The following is a 15,235-nucleotide window of genomic DNA, read 5'->3' on the forward strand; positions in this document are numbered from 1 at the left end:
ATTTAATGCGAAATAAGCAACGATTAAATTTAAACTTGCCTTGCTGGTAGGAAGACAAAAAAGCTTTAGCTCCGTGTATAGACGAGGAAAGAGAAATTTCGCTACCTGCTCAATACGCTTAGAACAACTCTTGTATATCATCCAGTACGCGAAAACAACATCGAAATAAAATACCTTTTAGTTATTCTTGTACAATTCGCTATAAGTTGTACAGAAAAGAAAGGCTTTGATTCAGTTGGGAACTATGAAACTGAAATCGATAATGGAAATTTAATAGTTTATGGTTATCGGTAATAAATAACTACTGTAACACTATATATAATAAATAGAGCTGGTCAGTGTATTTTTGAAAGTCGCCAAACTTTTGAATTTGGCTTAAGAACAAAAAAAACTTGCCTTGACGGCTTGCAGGCAAAATAAAAGTTGGTTTTGAAATCACAGCAACTAATCTGGTTGAGTGCTTTTTTTTGTAAAAAATGAAAATATAGAAGAACTATTTTCCGAAGGTCCAATACGTATTAAAAAAGAAATGAATACATTAAATGAAATACAAAAGAGGGATTGCTGAAATTTAAAAAAAACCACTTAGCACGTAAAAAATGAATTATTATCTAAAAACTCTACTTATTTCTGCCTTCATTGGCTTTATTAATATTTTAATATATTTTGTAATATTAGACGTTAGTATTGTCCATAACAGTAGTATTATACCAAAAGAACTCGGTGTCATTGTTTTAATTCTAATAGCAATTCCGATACAGTTTTTAATATTGTTAGTAGTAGGCTACTTTTTTGATAAAAGTGATAACTCTATTTTTATCACATCCATTTTATGTATTCTGACTTGCTCCCTTATACTTTGGTTCACATCTGCACATGACAGAGCGGTATTTGACAACCAACAAATTTATAATCAAACAGAAAATTATGAATACAACCAAGGCATTTCTGTACCAGAAGGTTATCCTATAAAATTATTATCAGGAAGTAATTTTTCCCTTGCTGTAAAAAGTAATCGAAACCCATCTACACTTTTAGAAACTGACAAAGTTTATTATAAACAATGGGGACTTTCAGAAAGTACTGTTAAGTCAGAATCAGCAGGGAAAGCTGCAGTACCTAATAGTTTAAACCTCTATTGGTATTCTTATGTAGAGAATAAATATTATGAACTAAATACAGAAATTGACGAAGAGAAAATATCAGCCTATTTCAGAAAAGGATTTGTAAGGGATAATCAAGGTAAATTAACCAATGCAGAGTCCGTGAATGGAAAATACAACGACCTGTTTGCCGGAATTGCTCCTGGTGGAGATGTGGTGCTTTGGATAGGAGGTGTAAACCAAACGGATGAACTAGCCGTTTTTAAAGCGAATGAAATAAGTGTAAACAAGATTCGTGAGGAGGATATTGTAAACGAAGAAGCAAGAAAAAAAGTTTTAAATGATACGTGTACCTGTGTAGATAATTATCAGTTTAGAAAAATAATAAACAATAACAAGCCAATACCATTTGGAATTTGGACCAATAAATACCGACAAAAATATAATTGGAAGATATTAGTTAATGATTTTGGACAAGGGAAATCTGCCTATAATTTATCTTTTTTCAATGGAGAGGATTTTGCTATATACAATGAAGATGTACTAAAGTTAAGCTATCTAAAACTGGTAACGCCAAATTACATCATATTTACATTTATAAAAAATGAACAAAAATATAGAGCATTTATTGAGTTTGAAGAAGATGAAATATTTAATCATTTTGAAAAACTAACAGAAAACAATAAAGAGGAACCCTTAGATTTTGTAATAAACATCAGTTCAGACTTAACGGAAATGAGCGTTCAACTCGTTTCGAAAGATACCAGTCTTAATTTTGAAAAATTAAAAACCGCTAGCATACGAATTCGTTAAAATTGTAGCTATATTAAAATTTTCAGAAAGAAGCAAAAAGTAATGTCGTGAAGAGATCGATAAAAAGACGAGAACAAATAATGGCATATTAATCGAGGTCAAAAACCTTTCTATAGTTGACCAAATATGGAAGAATTCTTAGATAAACAAATAGCATTAATAAAATTATAGTAATAAATAAAAAACTATGAAAATTGAACCTCTTAAGAAAGGACAAAGTAGTAATGAAATAATTTGCAAAAGTTTTCTCATAAGTGATTACTCAACTATCGAAGAAATAATAGCTACCTACCAGCAACTTTCAAAACAACATAAAGAAAATTCAGTATTACTTACTCTTGATGATTTAGGGCAAGCAGAATATACAAGTAGCCATGCAACCATGAATCATAATTTAGATAACACGGAAAATTATGATTTATCAACGGTTGACTCCGCTGCTTTTGAAGATGGAGAACATCTTGGATACTTATCAACACCTTCCGAATTCTTTATAAGAAAAAATAATTTTGATAAATTAGTTAAAGGTATAGCATACACCTCTATTCATCAAAAGGATCTAAGTTTAGATAAAGAAGAGCTAGAAAGATTAGTTGCTGTAAATGCAAATCCTTATTCATGGATTGATGAGTATGTAATAGCAAAAATAGTTCCTGTACAAAAATCTTATGAAGTTATTTGTGCCTTTCCAAATGGGTATTTTGATGGTGACTTAAATCCTTTTGAAAATTATATTTTGGCAAAAAGACTGCACGAAAAATATGGATATGAATTATTTGGAGTTGGAGGGTCCCTTCTTGGATTTATTAAAAACGAAGAACTTCTAGAAAATGAATATAGAGGATTGGTAACTGATTTATCTAAACTTTACCATCAACCTGAAGTTGAAATCGAAAAAATAGTAAACAATAAATCTAATTTACTTTTCTTAAAATATACAGAACAGTTGGAATAGTAAAACGGACAGCAACTAACAATAAAAAAAAGTGATTTATACGAAATATGTGAATAGTTAGGAAGCGTACTGAAGAACAACCCAAAATGTATCGCTCTTTATCTGTCCTACGTTTTTGATAGTTTAAGTTATTGATAATCTGGCCATCGTAAAGCAGCAATAGAAGAAAATGAGAGACCCTATAAAATTAATTGAGGTAATTGAAAAGTATATAGTTTATCCCTATAAGGAATTATTATTAAAAGAAATTCAAGCTTCAATTCGGTTGAAAACAACAGGAAATTTATGTAGCGATTTAGGCAAAACTAAATTAGGAGGTAGTCCCGATTTACCCAAAAACAAAAACTGGCCCAGAAGTAAATATTATAATACTCCACTTTCTTTTCTAGGTCAAATAAATTGTAATGAAATTAAGGAACTAGATGAATTAAATGTGTTACCAAAAGAAGGAATGTTGTACTTTTTCTTCAATTTAGATTCAGGTGATGATGGTAAAGTGATTTTTTCTAAAGAAGTAAAAGAATTAGAAAGAGCTATTCCTCCCCATGAATTTAAAGAACAGAAAACGTCTTTCTTAAAAAGGCTACTAACTGGGAAACCAAAAAAACGAATACTAAAAGAAAGTGAAGTTAACATTTACAAAGAGTATAATTTCCCGTCCTGGGATTCTCTTCGGGTAGCATTAATTCAAAAAAAAGCACAAACAAATATTTCACCTATTAACGCTTTTGAAGAAGGTTTTTTCGAGAATGATTCTGCTGAATCTGAAACAACTTCTAATCATCATTTATTAGGGAATTATAACGGAATTCAAGACGAATTTCACGAATTGAATTTTATAAATAATGAAGTTAAAGAGCTTGGTAATTTGAGCCTTGAACAAATACAAAAAGCTTTAAAATGGAAATTGTTGTTTCAGTTTGATTCTGATAACAATCTTGAAATGAGTTTGGGGGATTGGGGAAGAATATACTTTTTTATACATGAAGATGATTTGAAAAATAAAAACTTCGATAACATTAAAATATCAATAGATAGTTATTGATTACTATTATGGATGCTAAACAATTATTGTGTTGATATAGACCTTAACCGGAGAGCGCTATCCAATTTACTGAGAAAGACAAACTTCTAATTTTGGTTTTAGCTTAAAATCCAAAAAAATCTTTTCCACACAATTATCAATCTAGGCAAATGTTAGCTAACAAAATACAAAGTGAATTACACGCTATATATCTTTATCGGATTTGCAATTGCTCCCATGGTTAAAGTATTCGCATACTACAAGGATTACCAAACAGACAAAAAAAATTACTCCTTAAAAAAAGGAGGTAAAGGACTCACAAACGGATTAATCAAACTTGCAATTTTTGATGCTCTACGTTTAATTATTTTAACAATTATATTTTATATAAATGAAATATCTTTCTCAAAAATACATGCGTGCAAATTTAATTTTAGTGTTCTTATTCATTGTAGCTGCGCAATTAAATGCACAAGAAAGTGCCATAGATTTACCCTTTAAAGAAATACATTATTCCATAGGAAGAGCATATAGAGGTAGACTCATTGATACGTATAAAGAGGCGGTAAAAATTGGCTTGAGTAAAGAAAACAAGCAAGAAGAGCAATTTTACACTACTAATGCTGTCTTTTTATTTAATGTAGGCGGTGGTTGTTTTAGTGCTAGACCTAGCCAAATAGCTATAAAACTAACAAACAATTTGGTAGCTATAAATTGGGATGAACCCAAACAGCCTTGTCCACGTGTTGGGGAAGCTAGTTCTTTTTATGCTATGATTATTATCAATAAAAAAGAGTACCCCAATTACAAAGAATTAAAATTTAAATACTATTGGGAATAAATACAAAGCGTAACAAAGATTACTTTCTATTCCCTTTATTATTCAAAATATACGAACACTTAGATTTTCATATTCCTATATCGCTATTAATGGTTAAAATTATACCGATAGTAAGGGATGATTATTGAAAAGTGCCCACCAAATATCCTTCTTTAAACCTCCTTTAGTCTTTAGAAAAATGCGAAAATCTGGAAGAAATACATTCTAGCCTTTTAATACCTTGTGAGCCACCTATAAAATTGGACATCATATATGTTCCACAAGAGATCATGTGGTATGTATTGAAAGAAATACAACTATTAAAAAAAGCATAGCGCTATGCTATATACTAATCATCATGAACTAGAAATATTTAATACCCGCTACTTTCGAGGATCTACCTTATCAAGGCTGTTTCCGACAGAACCACTGCGGGCTGATGAACTTACATTATCAAGATATAAAATTCGTGTTTCATCTGGTGTATAATTAGCCGTATCAAAGCAGTACATACCCATTTTTACTCCAGCAACAGAAGTTTCTGCATTATCATTTGCATCAAAGCTGCCGAAACCAAGATTAATATTTTTAAGATCTACTATAATTTCGCCATCCAATACTACGGCAAGGGTTCCGCGATTAGTCCCTGAAAGTACGGCTCTAATTTGAAATGCCAATTCTTTATCTGTTTCTATACCATCAAGAATTTTAACTACAGTGGGGCTCACACAAGCATTACGATAGCTAAGATAAAGAGCCTTACCTTTTAGCTCAAGATGTGCTGTCCAATTACTACACCCATCCGTATTCCAGTTATACAGCTGCCAAATAATAGTGTTTTTGTTAAGCAAATTATTGTTTTGCCCTGAAGGGATAAAAAGATAAAATCCTGTGTAAATCTCATCATTATTATTAACCCCTAATTTAATTTCATGACCACGCTCCCTGCGACTGCCGTCATATTCAGATTCTTTCCAAACAAGTTTAAGCCTTTTTCCTCCCGTAAAATCTCTTTGAAAACTCATACCTTCCCCATAAATATCGGTTCCTGTAAATCCTTGATCCTCTGTGAAAGGGTCTAACTGTCCGTCATTAAAATTATGTGCCTTGTACGTTTCAGAATTTACTTTTGCTACAAGTGTTGCTATAGATAAATCTGCTGTAGAAACTGTACTAGGCTCCTCTTCTTTTGCGCAACTTGATGTAATGGTTATTACCACCGATAACATAATACCTCTTAAAAGCATACATTGTTTAATACTAAAATTGTTCCTCATAATTAATTTTAAAATTGTTATTTTTTGTTTTCTTCAGAATTTTTTAATCCTGATTATCAATAGATTAGAAGCTGTAAAAAATATACCACCCCCTACATTTCTCTTTAACTAGGTATAAAGGCATAGGTTTAAATAAACTATTAGCATTTTCTTATGTCGTATTTATACGACAAATATAATTGATTATATAGAACATAATAACATTATATTGAGAATAACCGCTTTTACATATAAATTATAACAATTAACTATATGTAAAACGAATTTGGTGCTAACTTGAAGTTGCTTACTTTTAAGGTTCATAACAACGTTTATCCCACACCTAATTACCATCCGTATAGCACAAAATTTAATGGAAATTATTCTGATTGTTTTTAGTGGTATCATCATCATTGGCTTCTTACTTGGATTTTCTATATTGATGAAGCCTTCCTTTAAAAGTGATACCAATAAATACTGGGGATTTACTGTACTGACAATTTGTATCCTTTTAGTAAAGTTAATACTACCAGAATTTTATTATTTCCGTACACCTCAAAAACTAAATATCATTTGCACTATTGAATGGATTCTATTAGCTCCTGTTTTCCTGTTTCTATTTAGTATAAAAAGTATGGACAACAGAATTTCTTCTTATAGCATATTGAAATTCAAGTACGATTAAGAATAAGTATTTAAGGATGTCTAACATGTAATTTAAAAAGTATACCCGCAAGATTGGGAGGTTAAAGATTACAAGGAATTAGAAAAATCTAATCCTGTGAAAATAATAATTAGCAATCCCAAATGCTAAAGAAGACTCTAAAAAATACGTAAATTCATACTAAAAAAAGCATGAACTATTCTAGCGCAGCCACTGCTATTTCTAGACAAGGTGCCACTATAAAAATTAAGCAGTCTACAGTCGCTTTTGGTATTACAGCAGCTACCGCAACCACCTTACCCAATCCTGCTGAGTTATTTTTAGGCTCACTATCTGCCTGTATGCTAAAAAATGTAGAACGTTTTTCGTTGCTTATGGATTTTACGTATACCACTGCAGCAATAACTATTGAGGCTACTCGCTTAGAGAAACCCCCACGCATAGATGAGATTCAATATTTATTAAAAATACACAGTAAAGATGAGCATCTAAACCTAAGCTTGCTCAAAAAAAATATTGAAAAATACGGTACCATTTACAATACCGTTAAAGAGGTGTGTAGCATTACTGGAGTTATTGAAATTGTCACAGAATAAATAAAGACAAACGCATTACCTGCAGGAACTTTTTTTATCTTCGCTCTCATGAATAAGATTGATATTCGGACGGTAAATGTAGTGCAGTACATTAAACCACTGCGCGAAGGCGGCTCTATGCCTGCTATTGTAAAAGCAGATGATGGTTTCCTGTATGTGCTAAAATTTAGAGGCGCTGGACAAGGACAAAAAGCTTTGGTTGCCGAACTTATGGGGGGCGAACTTGCACGTACTATTGGTCTAAAAATGCCAGAATTGGTATTTATGCACCTAGACAATACGTTCAGCAAAACGGAACCAGATGAAGAGATTCAAGATCTTTTAAAGTTTAGTGTTGGCCTTAATCTAGGGCTTCATTTTTTATCTAGTGCTATTACCTTTGATCCTTTGGTTTCTAAAATAGATGCCCTTACCGCATCAAAAGTAGTGCTATTAGATAGTCTAATGGGTAATATAGACCGTACCGCAAAAAACCCTAATCTTCTAGATTGGAATAATGAATTATGGGTCATTGATAATGGCGCTAGTTTCTATTTTCACCACAATTGGAATACCTATAAAAATCATCTGACACGTACTTTTCCGCTTATAAAAGACCACGTACTACTAGATCGTGCTACGGAATTAAAAGAGGCATCTATTCTTATTAAAAATGCCTTAACCGACGAAAAACTAAATGAAATTATAAACTTGATTCCCGAGGAATGGTTAGAAAGTGAAAGTGATGACCTTACTCCTACCGAAATGCGAGCCGCCTATTTAGAATATTTTAAAGCTAAACTTGCCCTGATAGATTCACTAGTTAAAGAAGCGGAAGATGCAAGATAGAGTGAAGTACGAATTTGCTATTATTAGAATAGTTCCGAAAGTAGAGCGCGAAGAATTTTTTAATGTGGGGGTGATTGTATTTTCTAGGCCTAAGAAATTCTTAGCCATGAAATACCATATTAACCAAAAAAAACTGGGCAGCTTTGTCTGTGAGAAAGATTTTGAGGCTTTAAATGCCTATTTAAAAGGTTGGGATTTGGTATGTAAAGGCGAAGCTTCTGGCGGTGCTATTGGTAAATTGGATATCACAGATCGGTTCCGTTGGTTAACCGCTTCCCGCAGTACCATCATCCAAAGTTCTATGACTCACTCTGGTTTAACAGAAGATCCTGAAAAAGAGTTAGAAACTATTTTTAAAGATTGTGTGCTGTAAACTACTAGGTCAGTTCGAGTGGCGGTTGAGAAGTGAACCGGAACAAACGTTGTATCGAGAACTTTTTGGAACATTGAAGACTTCTCGATACTAATTATTCTTCCACTAACGTTCCAAAATAATTCACTCGAAGTGACAAGCGTTTTCATAAGCCCTACTCCACAATCAGTTCTGTTTCTGCATCTAGACGGGCATCACTATTTTTATCCCAAATAGTTACTTGAAAATTAATAGGATTTTTTAACTCCCCTTTATTTAATTTTAATTGTGCCCCTACCCCTCTTTTAATTTCAGCTTCACTTGTATACTGTTCTCCAAACACATCTTCCATATTAAGAATTACGGTATCATTAGCATCGGTAACTCTAATTTTTAAACCCAATTCTACCAATCCGTTCACCATTGTATACCCTGAAACATCTTGAAAATCCATCAAAATAACCTCTTCAAAGTCTACTTTCCCATCGTTTATTACCGCATTTTTAGTTAGAGACAGTAAATATCCTTCTTTAAAATCCAGTCCCTTTTTAGCTATTTTTATAGCAGGATCAGGAACAATATCAAATTTGAGACTAGAGCTAAAAGTACCCGCTCCATTTTTATCTGTAATAACATACTTTAAAAGATAATCTTCTCCAGAATATATAGGTCGGGCAAGAATCATATTACCTGTTAATGTTTTCAAAGAAACATCAAAACCTGTATTCTGACTTAGTAAATTAGGCTCATACATAATAGTATCTCCAGCTTTAGAAACTAAAGTAACTTCCATTTGCGGATGGTACGTATTGTTCTCTACAACAAAGCCATCCATATTTTCGAAATTAGTATAAATATTCTGCCCATAATAAAACTCGTTATCACTAACTTTTTCATTATTAACCGTAACAAAAATCTGTTCCGCAGAGAGTCCGTTTCCTTGAGTAGAAATTCCCGTGATAAAATCTTTACTAACTGATTTATTGAAATTACAAGACGTTATCCCTGTAAAAATACTGCACACAAAAAGTGTTTTTTGAACTATATTCATCCTTGGTTTTTTTTTATTTTAGTTATTCATAATAGCTTACATATAAACCGGCCATTTTTTGATAGTAAGCAGCATCTTTGGTGACCGTCTTAGCATATTTTTTAAAGAGTACATACACCTCAACATACTTTACTTCTGTCGTATTATAAGTATAAGCCCCCGCTAATAGATATTGATTTGCTGCAATCATCCAGTCTTCACCCCCTTCTTCTAATTCCAACCCTTTTTCTAAATAAGGTTCAGAGATATAATATTTACCCTGTTGATTGTATAACAGACCCAACATTATATTTGCGCGGCCATGGCAATCACAATTACTAATGGCATTTCTGTATGCTTTCTCTGCTTCATCAATAATTTTTTGAGCCGGACCAGAAAGTTCTTTTTCACTCGCCGATGCCAAACCAGGTTGTAATGCTATCGTAAGAATACGCCCATAATCAAAAATACGATTGGTACTCGCAGGTGTTGTTAAAACATCCGCATATTCTGCATCTAATTTTTCCAACTGTTTTATATCTACCTCGCCATTTTCTTTGGCTTCTGTAAGCCAAGTATCTAAACGCTCTTTTTCTACAGGAACAAAAGTAGCTTGCGCCATAGCAAATGGTGTGATAAAAAGAAATAAGAATAGCTGTTTCATCTGTTTATAATTGATCTAATAATTGTTGCTTTTTGGCTTGAAACTCTTCTTCTGAAATTAAGTCTTCTTCAAAAAATTCCTTGAGTTCTTTAAGCTTTATTTTGATATTATTTTTAGGCGCCTCTTGCGGAGCAGCAGTAGTACCGCTCATTGCTTTTCCCATTTCCATACCAGTAAGCATTCCCATACTAGCTCCTGCCATTCCCTCATTCTTGGCAACATCACGCATGGCTCGCAACCTTTGCAGTTCTGCAAAATCTATTCCCGCTATGCTTGCCGCATTAACATCGGCTTGCACATCACTAATTTCACTAATCCGTTTGTTGGTCTCTGGATCAAACGAAGTGCCTTCTATTCTAAAATCTGTTAATTGAAAACCTAGCTTTTCAAAGATTTCAGTTGTTTTTAGTTGTGCCTGTTGCGCAATGGTTTCTATATGTCCATCTATTTCTGCGTAAGAGAACTTAGCATTGGCTAAGTAAGATGAAATGGGCTGTGTAATACGCGATAGAAATACTTCTTGCAATTGGTCCACAAAATAATCTGTCTGGCCCGCTAAAATGTTGATAAAAAATTCTTTTGCATTGGTAATCCGCAGGGAATAATTGCCATAAGCTCTAAGCTTTACAGGAAAACTATAGACAGGATCATTATAGGTGATTGGAATTCTTGTTCCCCAACGCACATTTAATAGCTCCGCCTTTCTGTAAAACCAAAGTCCTGTTTTATGTTCACTTTCAAAAGCGTTCATAAACTTTTTAATGGTGGTCCAAAAAGGAGTATTCGATGTTTTTAAATCGTAAATACCTTCCGTTTCAAAAAATCCTTCAATTTTACCTTCATAGGTAAAAATACAACCTTGTCCCGGTTGTAGAATTAATTTAGATGCGTTTTTTAACTCATCACCCCTATCGGTGAATTTGAAAAACAGTTGGTAATCTTTAGGATCTTCCCATTGAATAACTGAACGCATTTGCTTTTTAAGATCCATACTTGTTGTTTTATTCGTGTTTAAAAATCAATATCGCCACCTAAATCAACAGCATCCTCCTTAAAGTTTTCTTTCCAGTACTGACTCCATTTATCCATAATAGCAGATATTTCTCTGAATCGTTGTTCATATTCCGCACCATTGGGGTTTAAATACTCATTAGACCACGTAGAATAATGCATGCTTATCTGTGACCATTCTTGCAGATTAAAACCATATTGCTCTAATGCAGAGACAGGATCATGGCCATACTCAGAAGCTGCCGACTGATGGTTGAATATTTTCTGGTAGGCGTCAAAATCTGGCACTTTTTCTAAGAGCGAAGCTAACGAAGGTACGTCTGATTTTACCCCTGCAAACTTCCCTACTTTCGGATTTGTAAAATACCCACCATAGGTAGTAGCGATAGACATATCCTGCGCCATTAAATCGCCTAATTTGCCACCCCACTCTTCATTTGTTTTTTGCCATACAGGAAGTTCTATTCCTAATATTTCACAGACCTCTTCGGCGCTCATTCCCATAGCGATATTACCGCTGGCTGCACCCCAATCTTCAAAAGTTACTCCGTTTATTGCTTCCATAATTTTAGTATTTATTTAGTTTGTATTTCTTTAAAATTTTCAAATTCCTTATGTTTCCGTGCCATGTCTGAATCATATCTTTCTTTTAAATCTGTGTTCAGAGCCATCCGTTCTGTAAAATAGGCACTCCAATAGGTGTTGTAAACTGTGTAATAATCTGTCCAAAAAGAAGCTGGTTCTTTGCCTCTATATGCCCTAATAGCTTCTTCTGCTTCAGTCATGGCCTTATATTGAGGTGAAGTTTTCAATGCCGCTATATGATCTACAATACCCCAACCTATTTTTATAAACTTAGTCTCTGGGGCAATTGTATTTACCGTATTACAAAATGTACAAGAAATATATTGTGCCCTGAAAATGTCTTTTTTAATCTCTAAATCGGCATTGCACTGGCTACAGGATGCTTTTTTATTAGCGACTTGTATGGCATGATCATAGAATTTTCGCGAAAGTTCTCCTTCCAATTTTCGTTGAAAATCTTCCAAAGAATACAGCAACTTATGCCTTAAATCATAGGCTTTATTTCCTTCGTCATGCGCAAAATCGCCAAAAGCTTCCATTTCTGGCGCTACTTTTCCGGCCCAAACCTCATCAATTTTCTCTATCAATACATGCACTTGTGCTTTCATACCGCTCCAAGAACGCATCACAGTGTCATATTCATAAGTGGTCGCTACTAACTGCTCATGACAGGCTTCTTCTGCATGCCCTAAAGATTCATTAAAACGGACTTCTATTTTTTGTAAAAAGGAATCCCAACGTTGTATTAGTTCTTCTTTGCTTGCCATAGTTTAAGAGTCTTCTTTAAAAAAATCAACATGTGCCATAAAAGGTTGCCTACAATAATCACAGGTTACCAAATTTGTTTTTTTTGGCCGTGGTGCGCCACAAGTTTTACAACTCTCGGAACTTGTGCTCGTTTCGGTTTGTTGCCCTCGCGTATGCATGGCACTTTTGGAAGTCTCTGCATTTGTTGTAATTTTCTTAAAAGGATTTGACATGTTGCTTGGTTCGTTACTTTTAATGGAATGCAAGTTAATAGCTTGTTTTTGACTACAATACCCTGTTTTAAGGGATATTCGCTATTAAATTCTAATATAGAACGACCTAAGCTTAGAAATTAGTACATAACCACCTCATAATACCAGAAATAGCCCTTCCATAAATAAACTTTCACAAATTACTGAAAGTTCAAAAACATTAGTTATCTTTGCTTCATGGATTATAAAGAAGCAAAAGATAAGTTTATAAGTACGTGGGGAAGTTTGGGTACGCTTTGGGGCATTAATAAGGCCATGGCACAGATACAAGCGCTACTTTTCATTTCTACAAAACCATTATCTACTGAAGAGATTATGGAAGAGCTTCAGATTTCTAGAGGTAATACAAGCATGAATGTACGCCAGTTAATTGATTGGGGCATTGTTACGAAAGAATTGGTACCTGGAGAGCGTAAGGAATATTTTTCTACAGAGAAAGATGTACAAGAGTTAGCACGTGTCATTGCAAAAGAACGTAGCCGTAGAGAAATTCAACCTGTTATAAAAACGCTTAAAGAAGTCTCTACTATTAAAGATGATGGTACAGAAAAGACAAGAGAATTAATTAAACAAACTAAGGCCCTGTATGATTTAGCAGATACTGCAGATGTGATGTTAAACAAATTAGTGAACCAAAATCAAAATTGGTTAACAAAATCATTATTCAAAATTTTTAAATAAAAAATTTAATCTAAACTTTCATTTTTTTCTGAAACTTCTAAATACATAGATTATGAAAATATTACATGCCATAAATACGTGGAGTTTTACCATAACAGTCTTACTTTATATTACCATCTTCGGAGGATTAATGGCTCAATTTATTTTGGGGATAATACAGGTAATTATGGCTCTGTATCTAACCTATCAAATGAATAAAAATGGTAAAATTCATACCGCTATTCGTACGTATTGGTCTTATGTCATTCCTTACCTCATCTTACTTTTTGTTTTTTCAAACATTAATATATATCCTCATGAACTTTTAGTTTGGATCTATTTGGGTGTTATTCCTATGGTATTAGCCGGGTATTTTGTGCATATCACAAAAACGCTAAAAAATGAAATGCTTCTTTTAAACAACTCTACCAACGAGGAAACCATTGAAAAAATATAACTAAAAAAAAAATTAAACTACACTTTCAATACTTCCTGAAAGTTCTAAACACGAAATTATGAAATATAACGTTCCAAATTGGCTCATTATCATTGGAGGCTTAGGCCAAATATTTACAGCTTTGATTTACCCGTACATACGCCACAATGTCTTTGATTGGTATACCGATGTAAAAAAGTTAAAACCTCTAAATCAGGAGATTGCAAAAACGTACGGCAGGTATATCCAAGGACTAAATTTTTCTTTTGGGTTGATGGCTATTTTGCTAACCAATGAATTACAGGAAGGAAGCAAACTAGCCATTGCCATTACTGGACTAATAGCCGCCTATTGGATAGGAAAAGTAGCCACACAGGTTGCCTACTACCCGATGTATGAAATTCCTAAAAAACCACTTTTTAGAATTGGCGGGTATTTTATGAACGGACTCTTTACTCTTTTTGCTATCGTATTTACTTGGTTACTACTCGTAAACTGTATTCAATTTTTTAATCTTTAAAAGCTCATCTATGGAAACCACACTACTAAATCTATCAGAAATTACCACACCTAAAACTACTCAAAACCGTATGGAGATGGTCAGTTTTTATAATGGTGCTACCGCAGATTATAAGTTTTGGAGTACGGACTACAACATGCATTTTGGCTATTTTATTCCTTTTAAAACCAACCCGTTTAAAAGGGACTCCATGCTAAATGAGATGAACAATCAAGTACTTAAGAAATTAGCACTTTCTACTACATCAAATACCCTTGTAGATTTAGGCTGTGGTATGGGCGGCACCATGCGGTATGCATTAAATAGACATGAAAAATTATCGGCTTTCGGGGTTACCTTATCAAATTTTCAAGTCAAAAAAGGAAACCATTTACTTAAAAAAATGAAAGGAGTTATTCTTAAGCAGAATTATAATCAAACCTCCTTTAACGCTAATTTTTTTGATGTTGCGACCGCAATAGAAAGCTTCTGTCACTCTGGTCATAGCAATCAATCATTCAAAGAAGCGTACCGTATTTTAAAACCAAATGGGAAACTTGTTATTACAGATGCCTTTTTAAAGATAAATGAAGAGGAACTATGTCATGGTGGGAACTATGCTTACCAAAAACTTTGCAACCACTGGAGTTTAGAAAGGCTAGGAACCATAACTACTGTTGTACAAGATTTAAAAGATCAAGGTTTTTCTAAAGTTGAGGTGGAAGACGCCTCCTTTAGAGTTGCCCCTTCGGTACTACATGTACCGTTTGCAATTTTAGGTTTTGCCCTCAAAAGTTTATTTCAAAACAAGCACTTAAAAAAAGAAAGTTTCCATAATTTGAAAGGCTCATTTTATGCACTGCTTACAGGGCTACACATGCGTAGCTTTGGTTATTATATCATTACCTGTACTAAATAAA

General features: G+C 33.5%; 17 protein-coding genes. 11 read left to right on the forward strand and 6 right to left on the reverse strand.

Annotated features, from left to right (window positions below; all coding sequences use genetic code 11):
• Positions 1-599: 599 nt before the first annotated feature.
• The 4 genes from CELAL_RS03460 (at position 600) to CELAL_RS03475 (ending at position 4,736) form a co-directional block, all read left to right on the forward strand.
• The gene (locus CELAL_RS03460) at positions 600-1,916 is read left to right on the forward strand and encodes a DUF2931 family protein (protein WP_013549528.1); all 1,317 of its coding nucleotides are present in this window, start codon (positions 600-602) and stop codon (positions 1,914-1,916) included.
• Between the two features lie 187 nt (positions 1,917-2,103).
• Complete coding sequence (locus tag CELAL_RS03465) at positions 2,104-2,871, forward strand: hypothetical protein (protein ID WP_013549529.1); 768 nt, start codon at positions 2,104-2,106, stop codon at positions 2,869-2,871.
• A gap of 169 nt (positions 2,872-3,040) precedes the next feature.
• On the forward strand, positions 3,041-3,916 hold the full coding sequence (locus CELAL_RS03470; RefSeq protein WP_013549530.1) for a DUF1963 domain-containing protein: 876 nt from the start codon (positions 3,041-3,043) through the stop codon (positions 3,914-3,916).
• A 370-nt stretch (positions 3,917-4,286) separates the two neighbouring features.
• Positions 4,287-4,736 carry a hypothetical protein gene (locus CELAL_RS03475; protein WP_013549531.1) on the forward strand — a complete coding sequence of 150 codons (450 nt, stop codon included), beginning with the start codon at positions 4,287-4,289 and terminating at the stop codon, positions 4,734-4,736.
• 362 nt (positions 4,737-5,098) lie between these two features.
• Here the strand turns inward: CELAL_RS03475 and CELAL_RS03480 are convergent, their stop codons facing one another.
• The gene (locus CELAL_RS03480; protein ID WP_013549532.1) at positions 5,099-5,992 is read right to left on the reverse strand and encodes a hypothetical protein; all 894 of its coding nucleotides are present in this window, start codon (positions 5,990-5,992) and stop codon (positions 5,099-5,101) included.
• Positions 5,993-6,826: 834 nt separating this feature from the next.
• On the opposite strand from CELAL_RS03480, the gene CELAL_RS03485 reads away from it, so the two are divergent.
• The 3 genes from CELAL_RS03485 to CELAL_RS03495 are packed head-to-tail and all read left to right on the forward strand — an operon-like array spanning position 6,827 to position 8,432.
• Positions 6,827-7,231: an OsmC family protein gene (locus CELAL_RS03485; protein WP_013549533.1), complete on the forward strand. Its 405-nt coding sequence runs from the start codon at positions 6,827-6,829 to the stop codon at positions 7,229-7,231.
• A 48-nt stretch (positions 7,232-7,279) separates the two neighbouring features.
• Entirely contained in the window at positions 7,280-8,059 is a 780-nt protein-coding gene (locus CELAL_RS03490) for a HipA family kinase (RefSeq protein WP_013549534.1), read from the forward strand.
• Positions 8,049-8,432, forward strand: a complete 384-nt coding sequence (locus CELAL_RS03495) for a DUF3037 domain-containing protein (protein WP_013549535.1) — start codon at positions 8,049-8,051, stop codon at positions 8,430-8,432. Before CELAL_RS03490 ends, CELAL_RS03495 begins: the two co-directional genes overlap by 11 nt.
• A gap of 154 nt (positions 8,433-8,586) precedes the next feature.
• On the opposite strand, the gene CELAL_RS03500 is transcribed toward CELAL_RS03495, so the two are convergent.
• From CELAL_RS03500 to CELAL_RS03520, 5 genes are read right to left on the reverse strand one after another with little or no spacing between them, the layout of a single operon-like run.
• Positions 8,587-9,462 carry a hypothetical protein gene (locus CELAL_RS03500; protein ID WP_013549536.1) on the reverse strand — a complete coding sequence of 292 codons (876 nt, stop codon included), beginning with the start codon at positions 9,460-9,462 and terminating at the stop codon, positions 8,587-8,589.
• 22 nt (positions 9,463-9,484) lie between these two features.
• A complete protein-coding gene (locus CELAL_RS03505) occupies positions 9,485-10,105 on the reverse strand; it encodes a tetratricopeptide repeat protein (RefSeq protein ID WP_013549537.1) in 621 nt (206 codons plus the stop codon).
• A 4-nt stretch (positions 10,106-10,109) separates the two neighbouring features.
• Positions 10,110-11,096 carry an SPFH domain-containing protein gene (locus CELAL_RS03510; protein ID WP_013549538.1) on the reverse strand — a complete coding sequence of 329 codons (987 nt, stop codon included), beginning with the start codon at positions 11,094-11,096 and terminating at the stop codon, positions 10,110-10,112.
• Positions 11,097-11,116: 20 nt separating this feature from the next.
• Positions 11,117-11,680 (reverse strand): hypothetical protein, encoded by a 564-nt coding sequence (locus CELAL_RS03515; protein ID WP_013549539.1) that lies wholly within the window; start codon positions 11,678-11,680, stop codon positions 11,117-11,119.
• A gap of 11 nt (positions 11,681-11,691) precedes the next feature.
• On the reverse strand, positions 11,692-12,468 hold the full coding sequence (locus CELAL_RS03520; protein WP_013549540.1) for a hypothetical protein: 777 nt from the start codon (positions 12,466-12,468) through the stop codon (positions 11,692-11,694).
• Positions 12,469-12,897: 429 nt separating this feature from the next.
• Between CELAL_RS03520 and CELAL_RS03530 the strand changes: the two genes are divergently transcribed.
• Genes CELAL_RS03530 through CELAL_RS03545 form a run of 4 tightly spaced genes read left to right on the forward strand, consistent with a single transcriptional unit; the run spans position 12,898 to position 15,234 of the window.
• A complete protein-coding gene (locus CELAL_RS03530; RefSeq protein ID WP_013549542.1) occupies positions 12,898-13,401 on the forward strand; it encodes a GbsR/MarR family transcriptional regulator in 504 nt (167 codons plus the stop codon).
• 52 nt (positions 13,402-13,453) lie between these two features.
• A complete protein-coding gene (locus tag CELAL_RS03535; RefSeq protein WP_013549543.1) occupies positions 13,454-13,837 on the forward strand; it encodes a hypothetical protein in 384 nt (127 codons plus the stop codon).
• Between the two features lie 58 nt (positions 13,838-13,895).
• Positions 13,896-14,336 (forward strand): hypothetical protein, encoded by a 441-nt coding sequence (locus CELAL_RS03540; RefSeq protein ID WP_013549544.1) that lies wholly within the window; start codon positions 13,896-13,898, stop codon positions 14,334-14,336.
• A gap of 10 nt (positions 14,337-14,346) precedes the next feature.
• On the forward strand, positions 14,347-15,234 hold the full coding sequence (locus tag CELAL_RS03545; RefSeq protein ID WP_013549545.1) for an SAM-dependent methyltransferase: 888 nt from the start codon (positions 14,347-14,349) through the stop codon (positions 15,232-15,234).
• The last annotated feature ends 1 nt before the right edge of the window (position 15,235 follow it).

This window comes from Cellulophaga algicola DSM 14237 (assembly GCF_000186265.1).
Lineage (GTDB): Bacteria > Bacteroidota > Bacteroidia > Flavobacteriales > Flavobacteriaceae > Cellulophaga > Cellulophaga algicola.

Coding starts and splice junctions, on each gene's coding strand:
- CELAL_RS03460 (WP_013549528.1), top strand. CDS start 600: ATGAATTATTATCTAAAAACTCTACTTATTTCTGCCTTCATTGGCTTT.
- CELAL_RS03465 (WP_013549529.1), top strand. CDS start 2,104: ATGAAAATTGAACCTCTTAAGAAAGGACAAAGTAGTAATGAAATAATT.
- CELAL_RS03470 (WP_013549530.1), top strand. CDS start 3,041: ATGAGAGACCCTATAAAATTAATTGAGGTAATTGAAAAGTATATAGTT.
- CELAL_RS03475 (WP_013549531.1), top strand. CDS start 4,287: ATGAAATATCTTTCTCAAAAATACATGCGTGCAAATTTAATTTTAGTG.
- CELAL_RS03480 (WP_013549532.1), bottom strand. CDS start 5,992: ATGAGGAACAATTTTAGTATTAAACAATGTATGCTTTTAAGAGGTATT.
- CELAL_RS03485 (WP_013549533.1), top strand. CDS start 6,827: ATGAACTATTCTAGCGCAGCCACTGCTATTTCTAGACAAGGTGCCACT.
- CELAL_RS03490 (WP_013549534.1), top strand. CDS start 7,280: ATGAATAAGATTGATATTCGGACGGTAAATGTAGTGCAGTACATTAAA.
- CELAL_RS03495 (WP_013549535.1), top strand. CDS start 8,049: ATGCAAGATAGAGTGAAGTACGAATTTGCTATTATTAGAATAGTTCCG.
- CELAL_RS03500 (WP_013549536.1), bottom strand. CDS start 9,462: ATGAATATAGTTCAAAAAACACTTTTTGTGTGCAGTATTTTTACAGGG.
- CELAL_RS03505 (WP_013549537.1), bottom strand. CDS start 10,105: ATGAAACAGCTATTCTTATTTCTTTTTATCACACCATTTGCTATGGCG.
- CELAL_RS03510 (WP_013549538.1), bottom strand. CDS start 11,096: ATGGATCTTAAAAAGCAAATGCGTTCAGTTATTCAATGGGAAGATCCT.
- CELAL_RS03515 (WP_013549539.1), bottom strand. CDS start 11,680: ATGGAAGCAATAAACGGAGTAACTTTTGAAGATTGGGGTGCAGCCAGC.
- CELAL_RS03520 (WP_013549540.1), bottom strand. CDS start 12,468: ATGGCAAGCAAAGAAGAACTAATACAACGTTGGGATTCCTTTTTACAA.
- CELAL_RS03530 (WP_013549542.1), top strand. CDS start 12,898: ATGGATTATAAAGAAGCAAAAGATAAGTTTATAAGTACGTGGGGAAGT.
- CELAL_RS03535 (WP_013549543.1), top strand. CDS start 13,454: ATGAAAATATTACATGCCATAAATACGTGGAGTTTTACCATAACAGTC.
- CELAL_RS03540 (WP_013549544.1), top strand. CDS start 13,896: ATGAAATATAACGTTCCAAATTGGCTCATTATCATTGGAGGCTTAGGC.
- CELAL_RS03545 (WP_013549545.1), top strand. CDS start 14,347: ATGGAAACCACACTACTAAATCTATCAGAAATTACCACACCTAAAACT.